At 65.6% G+C, this 18,769-nt stretch carries 19 protein-coding genes; 5 read left to right on the top strand and 14 right to left on the bottom strand.

All coding sequences use genetic code 11. The annotated features are described in order from the left end of the window. Positions 1-8 precede the first annotated feature (8 nt). The 12 genes from ACY65G_RS10490 to ACY65G_RS10435 all read right to left on the bottom strand — a co-directional run bounded on the left by ACY65G_RS10490 (position 9) and on the right by ACY65G_RS10435 (position 13,229). The gene (locus tag ACY65G_RS10490; RefSeq protein ID WP_464997298.1) at positions 9-2,006 is read right to left on the bottom strand and encodes a PAS domain-containing hybrid sensor histidine kinase/response regulator; all 1,998 of its coding nucleotides are present in this window, start codon (positions 2,004-2,006) and stop codon (positions 9-11) included. A gap of 123 nt (positions 2,007-2,129) precedes the next feature. Then, positions 2,130-2,816, bottom strand: a complete 687-nt coding sequence (locus ACY65G_RS10485) for an OmpW/AlkL family protein (RefSeq protein ID WP_464997297.1) — start codon at positions 2,814-2,816, stop codon at positions 2,130-2,132. 23 nt (positions 2,817-2,839) lie between these two features. Next, a complete protein-coding gene (locus ACY65G_RS10480; RefSeq protein ID WP_464997296.1) occupies positions 2,840-4,213 on the bottom strand; it encodes an SGNH/GDSL hydrolase family protein in 1,374 nt (457 codons plus the stop codon). A 196-nt stretch (positions 4,214-4,409) separates the two neighbouring features. Continuing rightward, positions 4,410-5,411 (bottom strand): L-threonylcarbamoyladenylate synthase, encoded by a 1,002-nt coding sequence (locus ACY65G_RS10475; RefSeq protein WP_464997295.1) that lies wholly within the window; start codon positions 5,409-5,411, stop codon positions 4,410-4,412. Further along, positions 5,408-6,604 carry a 5-(carboxyamino)imidazole ribonucleotide synthase gene (locus ACY65G_RS10470; RefSeq protein ID WP_464997294.1) on the bottom strand — a complete coding sequence of 399 codons (1,197 nt, stop codon included), beginning with the start codon at positions 6,602-6,604 and terminating at the stop codon, positions 5,408-5,410. The genes ACY65G_RS10475 and ACY65G_RS10470 overlap by 4 nt, the downstream gene beginning before the upstream one ends. Beyond that, a complete protein-coding gene (gene purE / locus ACY65G_RS10465) occupies positions 6,597-7,103 on the bottom strand; it encodes a 5-(carboxyamino)imidazole ribonucleotide mutase (protein WP_464997599.1) in 507 nt (168 codons plus the stop codon). The genes ACY65G_RS10470 and purE overlap by 8 nt, the downstream gene beginning before the upstream one ends. After that, entirely contained in the window at positions 7,103-8,002 is a 900-nt protein-coding gene (locus ACY65G_RS10460; protein WP_464997293.1) for a phosphoribosylaminoimidazolesuccinocarboxamide synthase, read from the bottom strand. The genes purE and ACY65G_RS10460 overlap by 1 nt, the downstream gene beginning before the upstream one ends. Positions 8,003-8,130: 128 nt before the next feature. Continuing rightward, positions 8,131-9,195 (bottom strand): class II fructose-bisphosphate aldolase, encoded by a 1,065-nt coding sequence (fba, locus tag ACY65G_RS10455; RefSeq protein WP_464997292.1) that lies wholly within the window; start codon positions 9,193-9,195, stop codon positions 8,131-8,133. Between the two features lie 153 nt (positions 9,196-9,348). Continuing rightward, complete coding sequence (gene pyk / locus ACY65G_RS10450) at positions 9,349-10,797, bottom strand: pyruvate kinase (RefSeq protein WP_464997291.1); 1,449 nt, start codon at positions 10,795-10,797, stop codon at positions 9,349-9,351. Positions 10,798-10,861: 64 nt separating this feature from the next. Further along, the gene (locus ACY65G_RS10445; RefSeq protein WP_464997290.1) at positions 10,862-12,079 is read right to left on the bottom strand and encodes a phosphoglycerate kinase; all 1,218 of its coding nucleotides are present in this window, start codon (positions 12,077-12,079) and stop codon (positions 10,862-10,864) included. Positions 12,080-12,154: 75 nt separating this feature from the next. After that, a complete protein-coding gene (locus tag ACY65G_RS10440) occupies positions 12,155-12,487 on the bottom strand; it encodes an AzlD domain-containing protein (protein ID WP_464997289.1) in 333 nt (110 codons plus the stop codon). Beyond that, positions 12,480-13,229 carry an AzlC family ABC transporter permease gene (locus ACY65G_RS10435; protein ID WP_464997288.1) on the bottom strand — a complete coding sequence of 250 codons (750 nt, stop codon included), beginning with the start codon at positions 13,227-13,229 and terminating at the stop codon, positions 12,480-12,482. The genes ACY65G_RS10440 and ACY65G_RS10435 overlap by 8 nt, the downstream gene beginning before the upstream one ends. Before the next feature lie 143 nt (positions 13,230-13,372). On the opposite strand from ACY65G_RS10435, the gene ACY65G_RS10430 reads away from it, so the two are divergent. The 4 genes from ACY65G_RS10430 (at position 13,373) to ACY65G_RS10415 (ending at position 15,741) form a co-directional block, all read left to right on the top strand. Next, positions 13,373-13,564 (top strand): zinc-finger domain-containing protein, encoded by a 192-nt coding sequence (locus tag ACY65G_RS10430; protein ID WP_130187406.1) that lies wholly within the window; start codon positions 13,373-13,375, stop codon positions 13,562-13,564. An 88-nt stretch (positions 13,565-13,652) separates the two neighbouring features. Further along, positions 13,653-14,072, top strand: a complete 420-nt coding sequence (locus ACY65G_RS10425; RefSeq protein WP_464997287.1) for a YybH family protein — start codon at positions 13,653-13,655, stop codon at positions 14,070-14,072. Positions 14,073-14,145: 73 nt separating this feature from the next. After that, entirely contained in the window at positions 14,146-15,126 is a 981-nt protein-coding gene (locus tag ACY65G_RS10420; protein WP_464997286.1) for a YheT family hydrolase, read from the top strand. Positions 15,127-15,129: 3 nt separating this feature from the next. After that, positions 15,130-15,741 carry a DUF2946 family protein gene (locus ACY65G_RS10415; RefSeq protein WP_464997285.1) on the top strand — a complete coding sequence of 204 codons (612 nt, stop codon included), beginning with the start codon at positions 15,130-15,132 and terminating at the stop codon, positions 15,739-15,741. On the opposite strand, the gene ACY65G_RS10410 is transcribed toward ACY65G_RS10415, so the two are convergent. After that, positions 15,650-17,425: a beta-barrel assembly-enhancing protease gene (locus ACY65G_RS10410; protein ID WP_464997284.1), complete on the bottom strand. Its 1,776-nt coding sequence runs from the start codon at positions 17,423-17,425 to the stop codon at positions 15,650-15,652. The two genes, ACY65G_RS10415 and ACY65G_RS10410, sit on opposite strands and share 92 nt — an antisense overlap. Positions 17,426-17,468: 43 nt before the next feature. Between ACY65G_RS10410 and moaC the strand changes: the two genes are divergently transcribed. Next, positions 17,469-17,948 (top strand): cyclic pyranopterin monophosphate synthase MoaC, encoded by a 480-nt coding sequence (moaC, locus tag ACY65G_RS10405; protein ID WP_464997283.1) that lies wholly within the window; start codon positions 17,469-17,471, stop codon positions 17,946-17,948. A 20-nt stretch (positions 17,949-17,968) separates the two neighbouring features. Here moaC and ACY65G_RS10400 read toward each other — a convergent pair whose 3' ends face one another. Next, the gene (locus ACY65G_RS10400) at positions 17,969-18,556 is read right to left on the bottom strand and encodes a hypothetical protein (RefSeq protein WP_464997282.1); all 588 of its coding nucleotides are present in this window, start codon (positions 18,554-18,556) and stop codon (positions 17,969-17,971) included. Between the last annotated feature and the right edge of the window lie 213 nt (positions 18,557-18,769).

Genomic DNA, 18,769 nt, shown 5'->3' with positions numbered 1-18,769 from the left:
CCCGACCGCTACCGCGCGGACAGCCGCGCCAGGATTCCGTGCAGCGCCTTGGGGTGCACCGGCTTGACGAGGTGCTCGTCGAAGCCCGCTTCCAGTGCCCGCGCCCGGTCTTGCGGCGTGCCATAGCCGGTGATGGCCACGATGCAGGCCCTGGCCGTTTCAGGCATCTGCCGCAGGCGGCGCACCAGTGCATAGCCATCCATGCCCGGCAGGCCGATGTCGACGAACAGCAGCGCCGGCGGGCTGCCCACCACGGCGCGCAGCGCCTGTGCCGCATCGCCGCACACGGCCACCGAGTGCCCTGCCGTTTCCAGCAGCAGCGCCAGCATCTGCGCCGCATCGGCATTGTCGTCCACCACCATCAGGTGGCGCCGCCTGGCGCCGCGCGTTTCCTCGCCATCGCCACGGCCTGGCGCAAGCGCTTCCGGCTGCGCCACGCGCGGCAGGCAGATCGTGAAGCAGCTGCCCTGCCCCGCGCCCGCGCTGTGCGCACGCACGGTGCCGCCCTGCAGTTCGACCAGTGTCTTGACCAGCGCCAGCCCCAGGCCCAGGCCGCCCTGCGAACGGTCCGGCGAGCGTTCTGCCTGCGTGAACAGGTCGAACACATGCGGCAGCAGGCCGGGCGACATGCCGATGCCGCTGTCCTCGACGGTAGCGTGCACGGCGCGCGCATCCGCCGTCACCCGCACCGTCACGCTGCCGCCATCGGGCGTATAGCGCGCCGCGTTGTTGAGCAGGTTCGACACCACCTGGATCAGCCGCGTGCGGTCGCCGTTGACCCACGAGCGCTCGTCCGGCAGCTCGACGGCGACCCGGTGCCGCTTGGCGTGCATTAGCGCGGCGGCCTGCTCGACGGCTTCGCCAACGATCCCATTGAAGTCGAGCGTTTCGCGCCGCAGCGTGACCAGGCCGCGCGTCACGCGCGACACGTCCAGCAGGTCATCGACCAGCTTCGTCATGTGCTCGACCTGCCGCGTGATGACGGCGCTGGTCTTCTGGATACGCGCAGGATCCGGCGTGCCCAGCCGCAACAGCTCGGCCGCGGCGGCGATCGGGGCCAGCGGATTGCGCAATTCATGCGCCAGCATCGCCAGGAATTCATCCTTGCGTGAGTTGGCTTCCTGCAGCGCGCGCATGGCCAGCACGGCTTCGGTCACGTCGCTGCCTTCGACGAAGATGCCGTACACGGCGCCGCGATGGTCGCGGATCGGCTGGTAGATGAAATTGACAAAGCGCTCCTCGAGCTCGGACTCCGGACGGCGGCGCAGCAATACTGGCATCTCGTGGCCAACATGGGGCTCGCCGGTGCGGTACACCTGGTCCAGCAGCTCGATGAAACCCTGGTCGCGCACCTCCGGCAGCACCTCGGCCACCGCCCTGCCGACGATGTCGTCGCGCCCGACCAGGCGCAGGTAGGCATCGTTGGCGATCTCGAACACGTGCTCCGGGCTGAGCACCACCGCGAGAATGCCGGGCGCCTGCTGGAACAGCAGCCGCATGCGCCCGATTTCCTCGGCGCGGTGGCGCTCCGCCAGGACCTGCTCGGTGGTCTCCGTGCAGGCGCAGAACACGCCGGCCACGTCGCCCGCCTCGTCGCGCATCGGCGAGTACGAAAACGTGAACCACGTTTCCTCGTCGTAGCCGTTGCGGTGCATCGTCAGCGGCAGGTTTTCGTGGTATGACGCCCTGCCCGCCATCGCCTTGTCGACGATCGGCGAGATATCGTGCCAGATATCGGCCCACACTTCGCGGAACGGCTTGCCCAGCGCTTGCGGATGCTTGCGGCCGAGAACATCCGCATAGGCGTCGTTGTACAGGAACGCCAGTTCCGGGCCCCAGGCGGCAAACATGGGGAACGCCGAGTTGAGCATCAGCCCGACCACGGAGCGCAGCGCCGGCGGCCAGCGCTCCGGCGGTCCCAGCGGCGATGTCGCCCAGTCGTGCCCGCGCATCAATGCGCCCACGGCGCCGCCCTCGGTCAGAAATGCTGCGCGGTGTCGGGGCATGCTCGGTCGTCTCCTGTTCGTTCGGTCGTGCCGAGTATAGCGAAGGGGGCCGCCGCATGGCGCCGCCGTTCCCCGGGCGCAAAAAAGCCGGCACGCGGCCGGCTTTTCAGGCGCATGGCCGGGTCAGAACTTGAACGTGACACCCAGGTTGACGGCCACCGGGTCCAGCTTCATCGCCTGCGTCTGGCCCGTCGAATAGGAGGCCGTGGTGCGCAGGCGTGTCTTGATCACGCCGCCGTCGATCGACCACCGCTCGTTCAGGCGGAAGCTGGCGCCGAGCTGGGCGCTGGCGGCCCATTTCGCTTCCAGCGAGAACGTCGACGCCGGGCCGCCCGTGTTCAGGATCGCCGTCAGCTGCGCGGAGCCCCGCTCGCGGCGGAAATACGCATACGTGACACCCAGGCCCACGTAAGGGCGGAACACGGCATCGGGGCCGAAGAACCGGTATTGCGCGAACAGCGTGGGCGGCAGCACGTCCGCCGTGCCCAGTTCGCCCGTGCCGGCGATCGCGTCGGCACCGAACAGCTTGTGGCGGTACGGCGCGCCCAGGTCCAGCTCGGCCACGATATTGTCGGTGACGAAGTAGGCAAGGTTCAGGATCGGCTTGGTATCCGGCCCCACGTCCGCCTTCGTGTTCGGCAGCGCCGGCGCGGACACGTTGCCGCTCTCCACTTTCGGCGTGATCCTGTTGACGCCGACCTTGACGGTCCAGTCGCCCTTCGCCTGTGCCGCGGCGCCCGTTGCGGCGCCGAGGGCGACCGCCAGGGTGGTGGACAGCGCAAGCACTTTCACGATCGTATTGTTTTTCATCTGGGTTCCTTGTCCGTGCGTGCTCACAGCCAGCCCTTGGTCACCAGCGCCTTCGACACGTAGCGTGCCAGCAGCAGGTTGTTGAACGGCGTGGGGTGGACTTCATCGGCGTACGAGTAATGGCTCACGTCACCCGCCTTCAGGCTCGCCGCCGTGCAGCCCAGCGCGCTTGCCAACGGGTTCTTCGGCGATGCCAGGTCGCATGCCGGCTCGGACACATTGGTCAGGCCGTAGGGGCCGGGATTGGTGGCCTGGTCATGGCTGACGGCATACACGTCGACGATCACCACCTTGCTCTCCGATGCCAGCGCGGCGTTCAGCTGGGCATTGAACGACTGCACCATCTTGTCGATCAGCGCGCGCACGTTCGCGTCGCGCGACAGGCCGGCCGGCGTGCTGGCCACGTCCGGCAGGTTGTTGACGACGACATAGTTGGCGCCGTTGCCGATGAGCTGCGACTTGACCAGCGCGGCCAGTTCGGCACCCGCCGTGGTCAGCGCGGCCACCAGCGCAGGCGCTTGCGCGGCCACGTAGTCGGCCCCGGCCTTCGCGCCGGCGGTGGAAGCGGCCGTGGTGGCCGTGCCGACGATGGCGGTGATGCCGGCCGGTGCCCCCGTATTGCCCGCCTGGACCGCGGCGGTGACGGCTGCCGTGACGATCGATGCCTGCGTGCTGCCGCTGCGCGCGCTTTCGGTGGCGATCGCCAGGCCGATCGCCGGCGCGGCGGTGGCGGGATTGGTGGCGCCGGCCGCCAGTTGCGTGGCCAGGCTCGTGGCGAACGCCTGCTGGCCGGCCGCGGTGCCGGCCGCCGTGGCGCCGGTGGAGAGTTGCGACAGGTTGACGAGCACGTCGTTCCCGCCGGCCATTACGAACACCACCTCATCGCCCTTGAACTTGCCGCCCGTTTTCGCCAGGTGGTTTTTTACCTGCGTCACGACGGGCACCGTCAGCGCGCCCACCGGGCTGCCGGTCAGCTTGTGACCGGCACCGACCGGGTTCGTGACGCGCGCCCCGCCCTGCGCATAGCTGAGGCACCCGGCATGGTCGGTGACGGGCACCGAGAAGCCGAGCCTGGCATCGCCGTCGAGGCCGGTCTGTGCCGGGCATGGCGCCGGGAGGGCGAACTGCGCCGCCATCAGCTCGGTCCAGTTCGTGCCGGTCAGGGCCGCATTGACCGCTGTGTTATTGCCGTTGATCGTGAACTTGCCGCCGCCGAGCGCCTTCACGGTGCCCACGTTGTAGGTGCCGAGGTCCGACAGGCTGTCGCCGAAACTCACCTGCGATGCGAACTTGACCTTGTTGACCTGTGCACCGGGCTGCGGGTCGCCGCTGCTGCCCCCGCAGGCGGCGAGAATGGCCCCGGCCATCACGGCCAGCGCGAAATTGGTGTAACGCATGGTGTCTCCTGGATTGATGTTATTTTTTTAATAGCACGTGTGTACTAATTACAACCCAGCTAATATGCCAGCCCTGGCCGTGGCAACACAAGGGGAAATCGCCGAATACAACACTGCCGCCCTGCAATGCAGGGCGGACAACCTGCCGCATGACAGCGACATGGCAGGCAGCCGGAAGGTGGTTTGCGGTGGCGCGTCAGCCGGCCAGGAAACGGTCGATGATGCCGGCCGAGCCGAACGCGGCGCGGCGCAGGCGGTCGTTGATGCCGAGCCAGGCATCGTGCTGCGGCGGCGTTTCGACGAGGATCAGTTCCACGTCGGCGCGGTCCATCGTGCGCAGCGCCGCGTACAGGCCGAACGCGTAGCCGGCGGGGTCGTGCGGCAGCAGTTCCTGCGCGCTGGCCTGTACCAGCATCGGCGAATAGCGGATGACCGCCACCCGGCGGCCGCGGCCAGCGAGCGTGGTCAGCAGGCCCGGCAGGCGATTCGTGTCGGCCAGCGCCACGGGAGCCTTCGGCGCATAGTGCGATTCCAGCGTGCCCGATGCCCGGGGCGCGGCGGCATCCGGCGCGGCGGGCATGGCGCCGATGACGGCGGCGATCTCGGCGGCGCCGATATGGCCGGGCCGCAGCAGCACGGGGCCGTGCGTGGCCAGCCGCGACAGGTCGACGATCGTCGATTCGATGCCGACCTGGCTCGAACCGCCATCGAGCACCGTCATCGCATCCGGCCCGAATTCCTCCAGAACGTGTTGTGCGGTCGTGGGGCTGACGTTGCCGAACTTGTTGGCGGACGGCGCGGCGACGCCGCCCTTGCCGCCCTTGAACGCGGCCAGCAGCGCCATCGCCACCGGATGCGACGGGCAGCGGATGCCCACGGTATCCTGGCCGCCGGACACGGCATCGGGGATGTGCGCGTTGCGCCGGACGATCATCGTCAGCGGCCCCGGCCAGAAGGCCTGTGCCAGCTTTCTCGCTTCGTCCGGCACGTCCGCCGCCCAGTAGTCGAGGTCGGCGCCGGGCGCCACGTGCACGATCACCGGGTGGTCCTGCGGCCGGCCTTTCGCCGCGTAGATGGCGGCGACGGCAGCCGGGTTTTCCGCATCCGCACCGAGGCCGTAGACGGTCTCGGTGGGAAAGGCCACCAGCTCGCCCGCTTCCAGCCGGGCGGCGGCGTCGAGGATCGCCTGTTCCGTCACGGCGCGATACCCAGGATGGCGCAGGCGGCAGCCAGGTGCTGCTGCGCTTCGGCCAGCGTGGGCGCGACGAACGTGATGTGGCCCATCTTGCGGCCCGGGCGCGGATCGTCCTTGCCGTACAGGTGCAGGCAGGCGCCCGGCAGCGCGACGACCCGGTCCCACGGCGGTTCGCTCATGGACTCGCCATCGAACCACACGTCGCCGAGGATGTTCAGCATCACGGCCGGCGAATGCTGGCGCACGTCGCCCAGCGGCAGCTTCGCCATCGCCCGCACCTGCTGCGCGAACTGGCTGGTGACGCACGCATCGATCGTGTAGTGACCGCTGTTGTGCGGCCGCGGCGCCATTTCGTTGACGACGAGGGTGCCATCCGTGAGCACGAAGAACTCGATGCACAGCACGCCCACGTAGCCCAGTTCGGCCACGATCGCGCGCGCCGCGTCCTGCGCCTTGCGAGCGCTATCGGCGGACACATTCGGCCCCGGCACGGTCGTCGTGAACAGGATGCCGTCGCGGTGCACGTTTTCGGCGATCGGATAGACGACCGACTGGCCGTCCGCGCCGCGCGCCGTGAGCACCGAGACTTCATACGCGAGCGGCAGCATCTTCTCGAGCAGGCAGGTGACTTCGCCCATGCCTTCGAAGGCCACGCGGACTTCTTCCCGCGTCTTCACGCGCACCTGGCCCTTGCCGTCGTAGCCCATGCGCACGGTTTTCAGGATGCCCGGCAGCAGGTCGTCGGCGATCGCCTCGACGTCGTCGAAGGAAGCGATCACCTTGTGCGGTGCCGGCAGCACGCCCGATTTCGGCGCGCATGCGACAAAGAACGATTTCTCGGCCACGCGGTCCTGGGCCACGGAAACGCCATGGGCGTCCGGTGCCACGAACACGGCTTGCGCCAGGCGCGACAGGCTGTCGGCCGGCACGTTCTCGAACTCGGTGGTGACGGCCACGCATTGCGCGGCCAGCGCATCGAGGCCGGCGGCATCCTCGTACGGCGCATTGACCAGTCGCTGGGCGACCTGCCCGGCGGGGCAATCATCGGATGGTTCCAGCACCGCCACCTGGTAGCCCATGCTCTGGGCCGCCTGGGCAAACATGCGGCCGAGCTGGCCGCCGCCCATCACACCCAGCCAGGACTGCGGGTCCGCGCCGGGGAGGAAAGGGCTATTCAAGGACTTCACATTACTCATTGACGGGCAGGATCATGGCTTTCGCGGCGGCCGTCTGCTGGGTGCGGAACGCTTCCAGCTGGGCGGCCAGGGCATCGTCGACCGTGGCGATGATGGCGATGGCGGTCAGGGCGGCATTGGCGGCACCCGCCTCGCCGATGGCGAACGTCGACACGGGCACGCCTTTCGGCATCTGCACGATCGACAGCAGCGAATCCTCGCCGCGCAGGTACTTCGACGGCACAGGCACGCCCAGCACCGGCACCACGGTTTTCGCGGCCACCATGCCCGGCAGGTGCGCGGCACCGCCGGCACCGGCGATGATCGCGCGCAGGCCGCGCGCACGTGCCGTTTCGGCATACGTGAACATCTCGTCCGGCATGCGGTGCGCGGAGATCACCTGCGCTTCGAACGGGATATTGAATTGCTTGAGCATCGACACGGCATGCTGCATCACGTCCCAGTCGGACGACGAGCCCATGATGACGCCGACGAGCGGCTTGGTCTGGTCGGCGGCCATCACGCGACCTTCAGCTTCTCGCCCGTCAGGCGTTCGATCGCTTCGAAATACTTGGCCTGGGTTTTTTCGATGACTTCCGCCGGCAGCGCGGGCGCCGGCGGCGTTTTCTTCCATTCCGTCAGCGTTTCCAGGTAATCGCGCACGAACTGCTTGTCGTACGACGGCGGCGACATGTTCGGCGCATAGGAATCGGCCGGCCAGAAGCGCGACGAATCGGCCGTCAGCACTTCATCCATCAGGTGCAGCACGCCGTTGTCGTCCAGACCGAACTCGAACTTGGTGTCGGCGATGATGATGCCGCGCGTTGCCGCGTAATCGGCAGCCGTTTTGTACAGTTCGATGGAGATGTCGCGCATTTTCGCGGCCAGTTCGGCGCCGATGCGCTCTTCCATCTCGGCAAAGCTGATGTTTTCATCGTGTTCGCCCAGGTCGGCCTTGGCAGCCGGCGTGAACAGCGGCTCGGCCAGCTTGTCCGCCTGGCGCAGGCCGGCCGGCAGTTCGATGCCGCAGACGCTGCCCGTGGCCTGGTAGTCCTTCCAGCCCGAACCGATGATGTAGCCGCGCACCACGGCTTCCACCAGGATCGGCTTCAGGCGCTTGGCCACGACGGCACGACCTTTTACCTGTTCCACTTCCTCCGGTGCCACGACCGATTCCGGCGCCACGCCGGTCAGGTGGTTCGGCACGATGTGGCCGAGTTTCTCGAACCAGAAATCGCTCATCTGGTTCAGTACCATGCCCTTGCCGGGAATCGGCTCGTTCATCACGACGTCGAAGGCGGACAGGCGGTCGGTGGTGACGATCAGGATCTTGTCGTCGCCGACGGCATAGTTATCGCGGACCTTGCCGTGGCCGAGCAATGGCAGGGAGGAAATGGAGGTCTGGTAAAGGCTTTTCATAGGGGCGATCTTGAATAATTGCCAAGTAACCGGCAATCAATAAGCTATAAAGCGAAACCGGCGGGGAGGAGAAATCTCCCGCCCGCCGATCGAGAGTCTTCAGGTCGAATGACCTGAAAGACAGGATTTTACTTCACAATCTGTGCCAGTTCACCGGCCTTGTAGCGTTCCGCCATCTTTTCCAGCGGGATCGGCTTGATTTGCGAGGCGCGGCCTTCGCAGCCGAACGACAGGAAACGGGCCTTCACGACTTCTTCCGCCGCCAGGCGTGCCGGCTTCAGGTAGTCGCGCGGATCGAACTTGGACGGGTTCTGGAACAGGTACTTGCGGATCGCCGCCGTCATGGCCAGGCGGATGTCCGTGTCGATGTTGATCTTGCGAACACCGTGGCGGATGCCTTCCTGGATTTCCTCGACGGGCACGCCGTAGGTTTCCTTCATGTCGCCGCCGAATTCGCGGATGATCGCCAGCAGTTCCTGCGGCACCGACGACGAACCGTGCATCACCAGGTGCGTATTCGGAATGCGCGCGTGGATTTCCTTGATGCGGTCGATCGCCAGGATGTCGCCGGTGGGCTTGCGGGTGAACTTGTAGGCGCCGTGCGAGGTGCCGATGGCGATGGCCAGCGCGTCGCACTGGGTGCGCTCGACGAAGTCGGCGGCCTGCGCCACGTCCGTCAGCAGCTGTTCGCGGGTCATCGTGCCATCCGCGCCGTGGCCGTCTTCCTTGTCGCCTTTCATGGTTTCAAGGGAGCCCAGCACGCCCAGTTCCGCTTCGACGGTCACGCCGATCGAGTGGGCGAACTTGACGACTTCACGGGACACATCCACGTTGTATTCGTAGGATGCGACCGATTTGCCGTCGGCTTCCAGCGAACCGTCCATCATCACGGACGAGAAGCCGGAACGGATCGCGGCCATGCACACGGCCGGCGACTGGCCATGATCCTGGTGCATCACCACCGGGATGTGCGGATAGGCTTCGATCGCCGCATCGATCAGGTGGCGCAGGAACGCTTCGCCGGCATATTTACGGGCGCCGGCCGAAGCCTGCATGATCACCGGGCTGTTGACGGCGTCGGCGGCAGCCATGATGGCCTGCACCTGTTCCAGGTTGTTGACGTTGAATGCCGGCAGGCCGTAGCCGTTTTCGGCGGCATGGTCCAGCAGTTGACGCATGGATACGAGAGACATGGTAATACTCCAAACAAATAAAAACCTGTGCGGAGAGACGGGAGGACAAGCCTCGCTATATGCTGGAGCTCACATGCTGGAGCTCACATGCTGGAGCTCACGTGCTGGAGCTCACATGCTGGAGCTGCGGCCTGGCGTCTCTCCTGAATCCTTTTAGGAGAATTCTCCTACTTTAACGATCTTCAGTGCGTTCGTGCCGCCCACCTGCCCCATCGGCTCGCCCCACGTGACGACGATCATGTCGCCCTTCTTGGCGATGCCATGTGCGACCAGCAGGTCTTCGGCCTGCTTCAGCACGTCGCGGCTGGTGCCTTGCTGCAGCAGGTAATGCGCGCTCACGTTGCGATAGATCGACACCTTGCGCTGCGTGAGAACGCTCGGCGTCAGGGCGAAGATCGGCGTGTCGATGTTGTGGCGGCTCATCCACAGCGCGGTGGAGCCCGATTCGGTCAGCGCCACGATGGCCTTCACGTGCAGGTGGTGCGCCGTGAACAGCGCGCCATAGGCGATCGACTGGTCGATGCGGGTGAAGCGCGCGTTCAGGAAATCGGCATCGAGCTTGTTGTATTCGGACTGCTCGGCTTCCACGCAGACGGCGGCCATCATCTCGACGGTCTCGATCGGATAGCGGCCCGAGGCGGTTTCGGCGGACGTCATCACGGCATCGGTGCCATCGAGCACGGCGTTGGCCACGTCCGACACCTCGGCGCGGGTCGGTACCGCATTGAAGATCATCGATTCCATCATCTGCGTGGCGGTGATGGCGAACTTGTTCGATTCGCGCGCCATGCGGATCATGCGCTTCTGCAGCGCCGGCACGGCGGCATTGCCCACTTCCACGGCCAGGTCGCCGCGGGCGACCATGATGCCGTCGGAGGCGTTGAGGATTTCCTGCAGCGCGGGAATCGCTTCCGCGCGTTCGATCTTGGCGATCATCTGCGGCTTGTGGCCATACGGCTCGCCGGCGATATTGGCCAGCTGGCGCGCCATGGCCATGTCGGTGGCGCTTTTCGGGAACGAGATGGCCAGGTAATCGGCCTGGAAGCTCATCGCCGTCTTGATGTCTTCCATGTCCTTCGCCGTCAGCGCCGGCGCCGTCAGGCCGCCCCCCTGGCGGTTGATGCCCTTGTTGTTGGACAGTTCGCCGCCGATCTTCACCGTGGTGTGGATTTCGTGGCCGCTGATGCGGTCGACGACCAGCACGATCAGGCCATCGTTCAGCAGCAGCACGTCGTTGCCGCGCAGGTCGTTCGGCAGCGCCTTGTAGTCGAGACCCACGCGCTCCTGGTTGCCCAGCTCGCCGTTTTCACCCCACTTCGCATCGAGGATGAACTTGTCGCCGTTCACCAGGTCGATCTTGCCGCCTTCAAACTTGCCGACACGGATCTTCGGGCCCTGCATGTCGGCCATGATCGCCACTTCCCGCCCGCACTCCGCCGCCGCCTGCCGCACGAGGTTGGCGCGATCGATATGGTCCTGCGCCTTGCCGTGCGAGAAATTCAGCCGCACCACGTCCACGCCTGCCCGGATCATCCGGATCAGAACGTTCAGGTCGGTGGAAGCGGGGCCGATGGTTGCAACGATTTTGGTGCCACGAGACATTGAGGGTTCCTCGAAGAAAAGATCGTTCAAAGAGAAAGCGCAGCGACTTTGCGCTGCGCTTCTATTATTTGGTAGCGCTACGCTCAGCTGAGCGAGACTCCAGGATTTCCACCGCCGGGAGGGTTTTGCCTTCAAGGAACTCCAGGAAGGCACCACCGCCGGTGGAGATATAACCGATTTTATCGGTTATGGCGTATTTTGCAATCGCCGCCAGCGTATCGCCCCCCCCCGCAATGGAGAAGGCCTTCGAGTCGGCAATGGCCAGCGCCAGCGTTTTCGTGCCTTCGCCGAACTGGTCGAACTCGAATACGCCGACCGGGCCGTTCCACACGATCGTGCCTGCCGCGGCGATCTGGCTGGCCAGCAGCTGGGCCGTTTTCGGGCCGATATCGAGGATCATGTCGTCATCGGCCACGTCTGCCACGTCCTTGACGGTGGCGGCGGCGGTCGGCGAGAACTCCTTCGCGCACACCACGTCGACAGGGATCGGCACCTGGGCGCCGCGCTTGGCCATCATGTCGATGATCGCTTTCGCTTCTTCCACCAGGTCGGCCTCGGCCAGCGACTTGCCGATCTTCAGGCCGGCGGCCAGCATGAACGTGTTGGCGATGCCGCCACCCACGACCAGGTTGTCCACCTTGTCGGCCAGCGATTTCAGGATCGACAGCTTGGACGACACCTTCGAGCCGGCGACGATCGCCAGCAGCGGACGGGCCGGCGCACCCAGCGCCTTGCCCAGCGCATCCAGTTCGGCGGCCAGCAGCGGGCCGGCCGCTGCCACCGGCGCGAACTTGGCGATGCCATGCGTGGACGCTTCGGCGCGGTGGGCGGTGCCGAACGCGTCGTTCACATACACGTCGCACAGCTTCGCCATCTTCTGCGCCAGTTCGTCGGCGTTTTTCTTTTCGCCCTTGTTGACGCGCACGTTTTCCAGCAGCACGACCTGGCCATCCTGCAGGTTGTCCAGGCCGGCACCGTCGACCCAGCCCTGTTTCAGTTCGACCGGCTGGCCCAGCAGCTCGGCCAGGCGCGCGGCGACGGGCGCCAGGCTGTCTTCCTGCTTGAACTCGCCTTCGGTCGGACGACCGAGGTGGGACGTGACCATGACCTTCGCGCCCGCCTTGACGGCGGCCTGAATCGCCGGAACGGAAGCGCGGATGCGCGTATCTTCGGTGATATTGCCGGCATCATCCTGCGGCACGTTGAGGTCGGCGCGGATGAACACCCGCTTGCCTTGCAGCGCGTTTTGCGCGATCAGATCCTGGAGACGAATGAAGGACATGGGTTCGGAAGGGACAAGTGGTAGAAAGATCACTATTTTACCGCATGCCCGGGGCTGTCCGGCCTTTTAGCCTTATTAGTATAAATGCAACAACCGTAAAGCGGTGAAGATCAGCATGCCGAAGATGATCGTCTCCAGCATGCGGCGGCGCCACGCGAACCAGGCGACCGAGGCGATGCCCGCGATGAGCCTGGCGTTGCCCAGGTCGAGATGGACGGTCCCTGCGTTATCGAGCAGCAGGTCCGGTGCGATGATCGCCGCCAGCGCGCACGAGGGCGCATAGCGCAGCATTTCCTGCACCCGCGGTGGAATCGTCACCCTGTGGCCCACCAGCCAGAAGCTGCTGCGCGTAAGCGCGGTGGCGATCGCCAGCGCGATGATGACGATCCAGATTTCCAGGTCAGACATGGGTAGCCTTGCGGTCTTGTTTCCGTTTCGCGCGCCACTTGTCGCCGGTCTCTTCCACGATCATCGCCGTCACCATCCCCACCACCACGGCGGCCAGCAAGCCCAGCTTGTAAGGAAGATCGGCCGCCAGCACGGACACGACGGCGGCCACCAGCACGCCGCACAGCGCGGGCTTGCTGGCCACCATCGGCACCAGGATGCAGACGATGGCCAGCGTGCCGGCAAAGCCCAGCCCCCAGTCGGTGGGCACCGCATTGCCGAGGAAGATGCCGATGATGGAACCGATCTGCCACGCCGCGCAGTTCGGGTACAGCAGGCCCTTCAGGAAGGACATCTTGCCCGGCGCCGGTTCCGGATCGGGATAGCGCTGCAGGTACAGCGCCACGGAAATGTCGCCCGACACGAAGCCCAAGCCCAGGCGCTTGTGCCAGGGCAGCGAGGCGAAATGCGGCGCGAGCAGCACCGAGAAGATGACGAAGCGCAGGTTGATGACGAGCGCCGTCACGAAGATGACCCAGACCGGCGCGTTGGCGGCGATCAGCGGCAGCGCGGCCAACTGGGCCGAACCGGCGAACACCAGCAAGGTCATGCCCAGCGCCTGCGGCACCGTCAGCCCGGACTTGATCATCGCCACACCGACCACCACGCCCCACGCGCCGATGCCGAACAGCGTGGGCAGGCCGGTGCGGAAACCGTCGCGCCAGGCGGCAGGGTCGTGGGTAGCTAGGTCTTGGTCGCTCATGTGGTGTGGTTGCCACACATCGCAAACTTGCTGGCGGCCGGACGTTCGTGGAGTCGGTGGATGAGCGCGACATTGTACTGGCGATTCTTGCACCATGCCCGAATCCGTTAAAATCGTGCTTTTTGAACCCGGAGCACCACAAGATGACCCAAGCCACCACGCCAGTCGAACTCGAAGGTAAGGACCTGCCGGCATACTGCCCGAACCCGGCCATGCCGCTGTGGTCCTCGCACCCGCGCGTGTTCCTGGATTTCGCCAAGAACCAGGAAGCGAAATGCCCGTATTGCGGTACCACCTACCGCCTGAAGCCGGGCACGGTGGTCGGTCACCATTGATACGGAGCGGGAATCGGCCCGATGTGCGGTACATTGTTCGCGCCGATTCCCGATATCGGCGATCCTTGTCCACCCTGGCGGAGGCGTCATGAAGAAAAAGCAGCATAACGGCAGCCCCGCCGAAGTCGAAGCGGCGTTCTACGACGCGCTGAACCGGGCCGACGTGGATGCCTTGATGGCGCTGTGGGCGGACGACGAGGAAATCGTCTGCATCCACCCGAACGGCACCCGGCTGATCGGCCACCGCGCGATCCGCGGCTCGTGGGAAGTGCTGCTGGAACACGGCGGCCTGCACATCATGCCCTCCCAGCTGCACGAGATGCACAACCTGATGAGCTCCGTGCACACCGTGGTCGAAGGCACCACCGCCGCCTCCGGCGAGCCGCAGCACCTGGTGGCCACCAACGTCTACCTGAAAACACCGAAAGGCTGGCGCATCGCCGTCCACCACGTATCGGTCGCCCCGGGTCCCGTACCGGCCGATTCGCCCAGCCAGGTGTTGCACTAAAAACAAACTGGGGACAGACCCCTGTTTAGAGGAAATTTCCTCTAAACAGGGGTCTGTCCCCAGTTTTAAAGAAATGACATACTCGGCTCCCCTCTGGCTCCCCAACGGCCACTTCCAGACGATCTACCCGGCCATCTGCATCCCCAAGCCGGCGGCGCGCTTTCGCCGCGAGCGCTGGAACACGCCCGATGGCGATTTCATCGACGTCGATTTCGTCGATGGTGAGCCGGGCAAGCCGTTCGTCGTGCTGTTCCACGGCCTGGAAGGTTCGTCGGACAGCCATTACTGCCGCTCGCTCGGCAAGGAACTGGCGGACCGCGGCTGGTCGGGCGCCATCCCGCATTTTCGCGGCTGCTCGGGCGAGGCGAACCTGGCGCCGCGCTTCTACCATTCCGGCGACGCGGCCGAAGTGGACTGGGTGCTGCGGCGCCTGCATCCACGCGCGACGGGCAAGTTCTACGCCTGTGGCGTGTCGCTGGGCGGCAATGCCCTGCTGCGCTGGCTGGGCGAATCGCAGCATGCGGCGGAATTCGTGGAGGCGGCAGTGGCCGTGTCCGCGCCGCTCGACCTGGCGCGCGGCGGCGAAGCGCTGGGGCGCGGCTTCAACCGCCTGTACCAGCGCATGTTCCTGCAGACGCTGAAACCGAAATGCACCGCCAAGCTGGCGCAGTTCCCTGGCCTGTTCGATCTGGAAGCGCTGCGCGCGGCGAACGACCTCTACGCGTTCGACAACGCGGTGACCGCGCCGCTGCACGGCTACCGCGACACGGACGATTACTGGAACCGCGCCAGCGCCAAGCACGTGCTGGGCGACATCACCGTGCCCACCCTCGTGCTGAATGCGCTGAACGATCCTTTCCTGCCCGGCATCCACTTGCCGCGCCATGCCTCGCCGCACGTGGTGCTCGATTATCCGGAAGAAGGCGGCCACGTGGGCTTTGCCACGGGCCGCCTGCCCGGCAAGCTGACGTGGCTGCCACGCCGGATGCTGGCCTTCCTCGAGGGCGCCCACCACATCGGCGCGCCGCAAACGACGCCGTTATGCGAAGCTTGACCCATGGATGACATCGTCAAACAGGCCATGGCCAAGTGGCCCAATGTGCCTTACTGCTATGGCTGGCTCGCCCTCGATGCGCGGGGCAACTGGCGCATGCGCGACGAAAACGCGCAGCGCCTCGGCCTGCCGGGGGACAAGCTGGCCAATGCCGCGCTGGTCGGCTTCATCGCCCGCAATTACGCGCGCGATGAGCGGGGCTGCTGGTATTTCCAGAACGGCCCGCAGCGCGTGTACGTGGTGCTGGAAGCCACGCCGTTCATCGCGCGCACCGATCCCGCCCACGGCTTCGTGCTGCACACGGGGGCGCCGCTGGAACACATCGACGCGGCGTTCATCACCGAGGCCGGCGAACTGATTTTCCAGGCAGGCGACATCGTCGCCCAGCTGGACGACCGCGACGTGGCCCAGGTTCTCGCTTCGGTGGAAATGGATGGCGCAGTGGGTGGCGAATCGGCCAGCGACGAGGCGCTGCTGGCCTGGCTCGAAGGTGGCGGCGCACCGGCCGCCCCCACGCTGAAGATCAGCGGCAGTTCGCTGCCGTTGCAGCGGACAGGTCGCGGCGACGCAGAGGATCGGTTCGGCTTCCGGAAAGTTCCCACGCCGGCCGGGTGACATCGGCGCAGTCCCGGTCGGCCTTGTTCATGCGGTCGAACGGATCAGCCTTCGCGGCGCTCGTGCCCGTGCCAGTGCCCGTGCCGGCGCTGACGCTGAATGATGCGCCGCTGTAATCCTTGTCCTTGTCCTTCTCGCCCATCGCCTCGCGCCGCCTGGCCTGCCACTCGCGCTCGCGCGCATCGATGACGGCATGCTCGTAGAACGACGCATCCGATGATTTGCGCGCCAGCTGCAACTGGTCGAGCGCCGCCATCGTGCCGCCCAGCAGCGCATACGATTCGGCCAGCGCGATATGCTGCAGCGAAATCTTGCCCATCTTCGAATACGCCTGCGCCAGCAAATCCTGCAGTTCCGCTTCGCTGCGATACTGCTGTATCTGGTCGCGCAGGAAGCGCTCGGCCTGCTCCGGCTTGCCGCCCTTGATCAGGGCATCGGCATATTGCCAGGCGATGCCGCGCGACAGCGGGAACTTGGCATGCGCTTCCTGCCCTTCGGCGATGGCCTGGGCCAGCACCTCGGGGTTCTTTTCCTGGTCGACCTTGATCTCCAGCGACGTGTACGCCAGGATGCTTTCCGAGACGCCCTTCGGCAGCGGCGAGCTGAACGCGCCAGGCGCGGGCGGGCGTTCGACCGTGGCGCGTGCCTTGTCCAGCCAGCTTTGCGCACCCTTGTAGTCGTCGCGCTTCAGCGCCAGGAAGGCCATGCCGTACTGGCCGGCCGCGATGTCGTGGCGGCTTTGCTGCGCCATCTGGTTGCGGAAGAATTCCTCCGACTGCGCATAGCCCTTCGTGGACGGATCCTGCAGCACGCGGGCACGCGATCGCACGAGGAAGAAGTCCAGCGCATCCACCCGCTGCCGGTAAGGCGTTTCGCGGATGCGCGCCTGGATGTCGGCGATGCGCTCCGTGGTCAGCGGGTGGCTCATCAGCCACGGCATCGACGTGTCGTACATCTTGGTGGCATTCTGCATGCGCTGGAAGAAGGCCACCATGCCGGTCGTTTCATAGCCGGCCGCACCCATGATCTGGAAGCCCACGCGGTCCGCCTCGCGCTCGGCCTCGCGGCCGAAGTTCAGCTGGCGCTGGATCGCCACGCCCTGCCCGCCCATCATCACGCCCATGGCCGCATCGGGGCTGTCCTTGGCGACCAGCGCCGCCAGGATCATGGCCGCCAGCGGGATCAGCGCATCGGTCTTCTGCTCGCCCAGCTGACGGGCGATGTGGCGCTGCGCCACGTGCCCGATCTCGTGCGACAGCACGGAGGCCAGTTCGGATTCCGACTGCGCGGCCAGCAGCAGCGCCGAGTGCACGCCGATGAAGCCGCCCGGCAGCGCAAACGCGTTCAGCATCGGATCGCGCACGGCAAAGAAGAAGTAATCGTAATTCGCTTCGCCACGCGCCCCGGGGCGCGCCGTGACCAGCGTGTTGCCCAGGTTGTTCAGGTAATCGATGATCGGCGGATCGTCGAGATAATCGCGGTTGAAGCGGATATCGCGCATGATCTCCTCGCCCAGCTTGCGCTCGATGACGGGCGACAGCGCCTCGCGCGACGTGTCGCCCAGGCTGGGCAGGGTCGGCACGTTGGTCGGCGACTGCGCATGGGCTTGCTGCACGGGGAGCGAAACGGCAAGGGAAATGGCGAAGGACAGCAGTGCGCGGCGGGGAAATCGGATGGCGTTCACGGTGCTATGATACCTTTTCATTCAGTAACTTCGTTTTTTCCACATGTCCGAACTCACCCACTTCGATGTTACCGGCCAGGCCCACATGGTCGATGTCGGCGCCAAGGCCGAAACCCACCGCATCGCCGTTGCCACCGGCACTATCCGGATGAAACCGGAAACGCTGGCCATCATTCTATCGGGAACCGCCAAGAAGGGTGACGTACTCGGCATCGCCCGCATCGCCGCCATCATGGGCGCCAAGCGCACGAGCGACCTGGTGCCCCTGTGCCATCCGCTGGCGCTGACCCGCGTGACCGTGGATTTCGAGACGGACGAAGCCGCTTCATCCGTTCATTGCCGGGCGCAGGTGGAGACTTACGGCAAGACCGGGGTGGAGATGGAGGCGCTCACGGCTGTGCAGGTGGGGTTGCTGACCGTTTATGACATGTGCAAGGCCGTCGATCGCGGCATGGTCATGAGCGAGATCCGCGTGCGGGAGAAGCATGGCGGGAAGTCGGGGGACTGGTCGGCGACGAGCTAAGCTGACCCTTCGGCGGGTATTCAGGCTGGCGGCACCCGGGCCATGCCGAAACTCTTGCCGGTCGTTTCGATGCTTCCGACATGCCTTTCCATCGTTGCGTTATCGGCTGCCGCGCAACTGTTCATGAAGCCGAAGACAGGTATCCCGGCCACGTCGTTGACGCATTTTGCATAGTGATTTGCCGAGTTGCAGCCGAGGAGCAGAATTTTTCGGGTGTTCGGCGCCCATCCCACGGTCTTCCAGAACAGCGCGCCGCCATCCCACAGCGTCGTTCCCGTGGCATCGGTATGCCACGGTTGCACTTCCTTGAAAGAGCTGAATTCGTCGGAAAGAATGGGGCCGTCGAGCGCGCCGTTGTGCGCGATGCAGATGAACGTCCTGGCTTCGGCCAGGTACTCGTAGAAGTCGGTGCTCGTGCGCCCTTTGGGCGGGCTGCTGATGGGCAGGAATCCGACGAATGCGCTCGGCGGAGAAGTCGGGCTCGGTACCACGACCGTCTTGAACACCATCGCATCGCCGGAATAAATACTCGCTCGCAGATGAAGGCCGACCCGCTGGAGATTTTTCGAATCCGGTCCCGTCCCTGCCGCAATCAGTAGCGCATGCATGGCAATCCTTTCAAGGATGGCTGACTTTGGTGCCCGTTCAGCGGGCTGCCAGGCGCTGCCATGGCGACGCCGGCGCCGTTCGCTTGCACTGCCGGGTTTGGATGCCGATGGCCGAAAAATGCAGGACAAAGACAGATTAGACCGTTTTTACACTGGCTGGTGATTTTTCTCCGCGCGTCGCCATGCGTGGCAGCGCGGCTTGCCGGGCGCAAT

It is taken from the genome of Pseudoduganella sp. jia 12 (assembly GCF_055502675.1).
The sequence above is the reverse complement of the archived record's forward strand: the minus strand, read 5'-3'. Positions and strand labels throughout refer to the sequence as shown.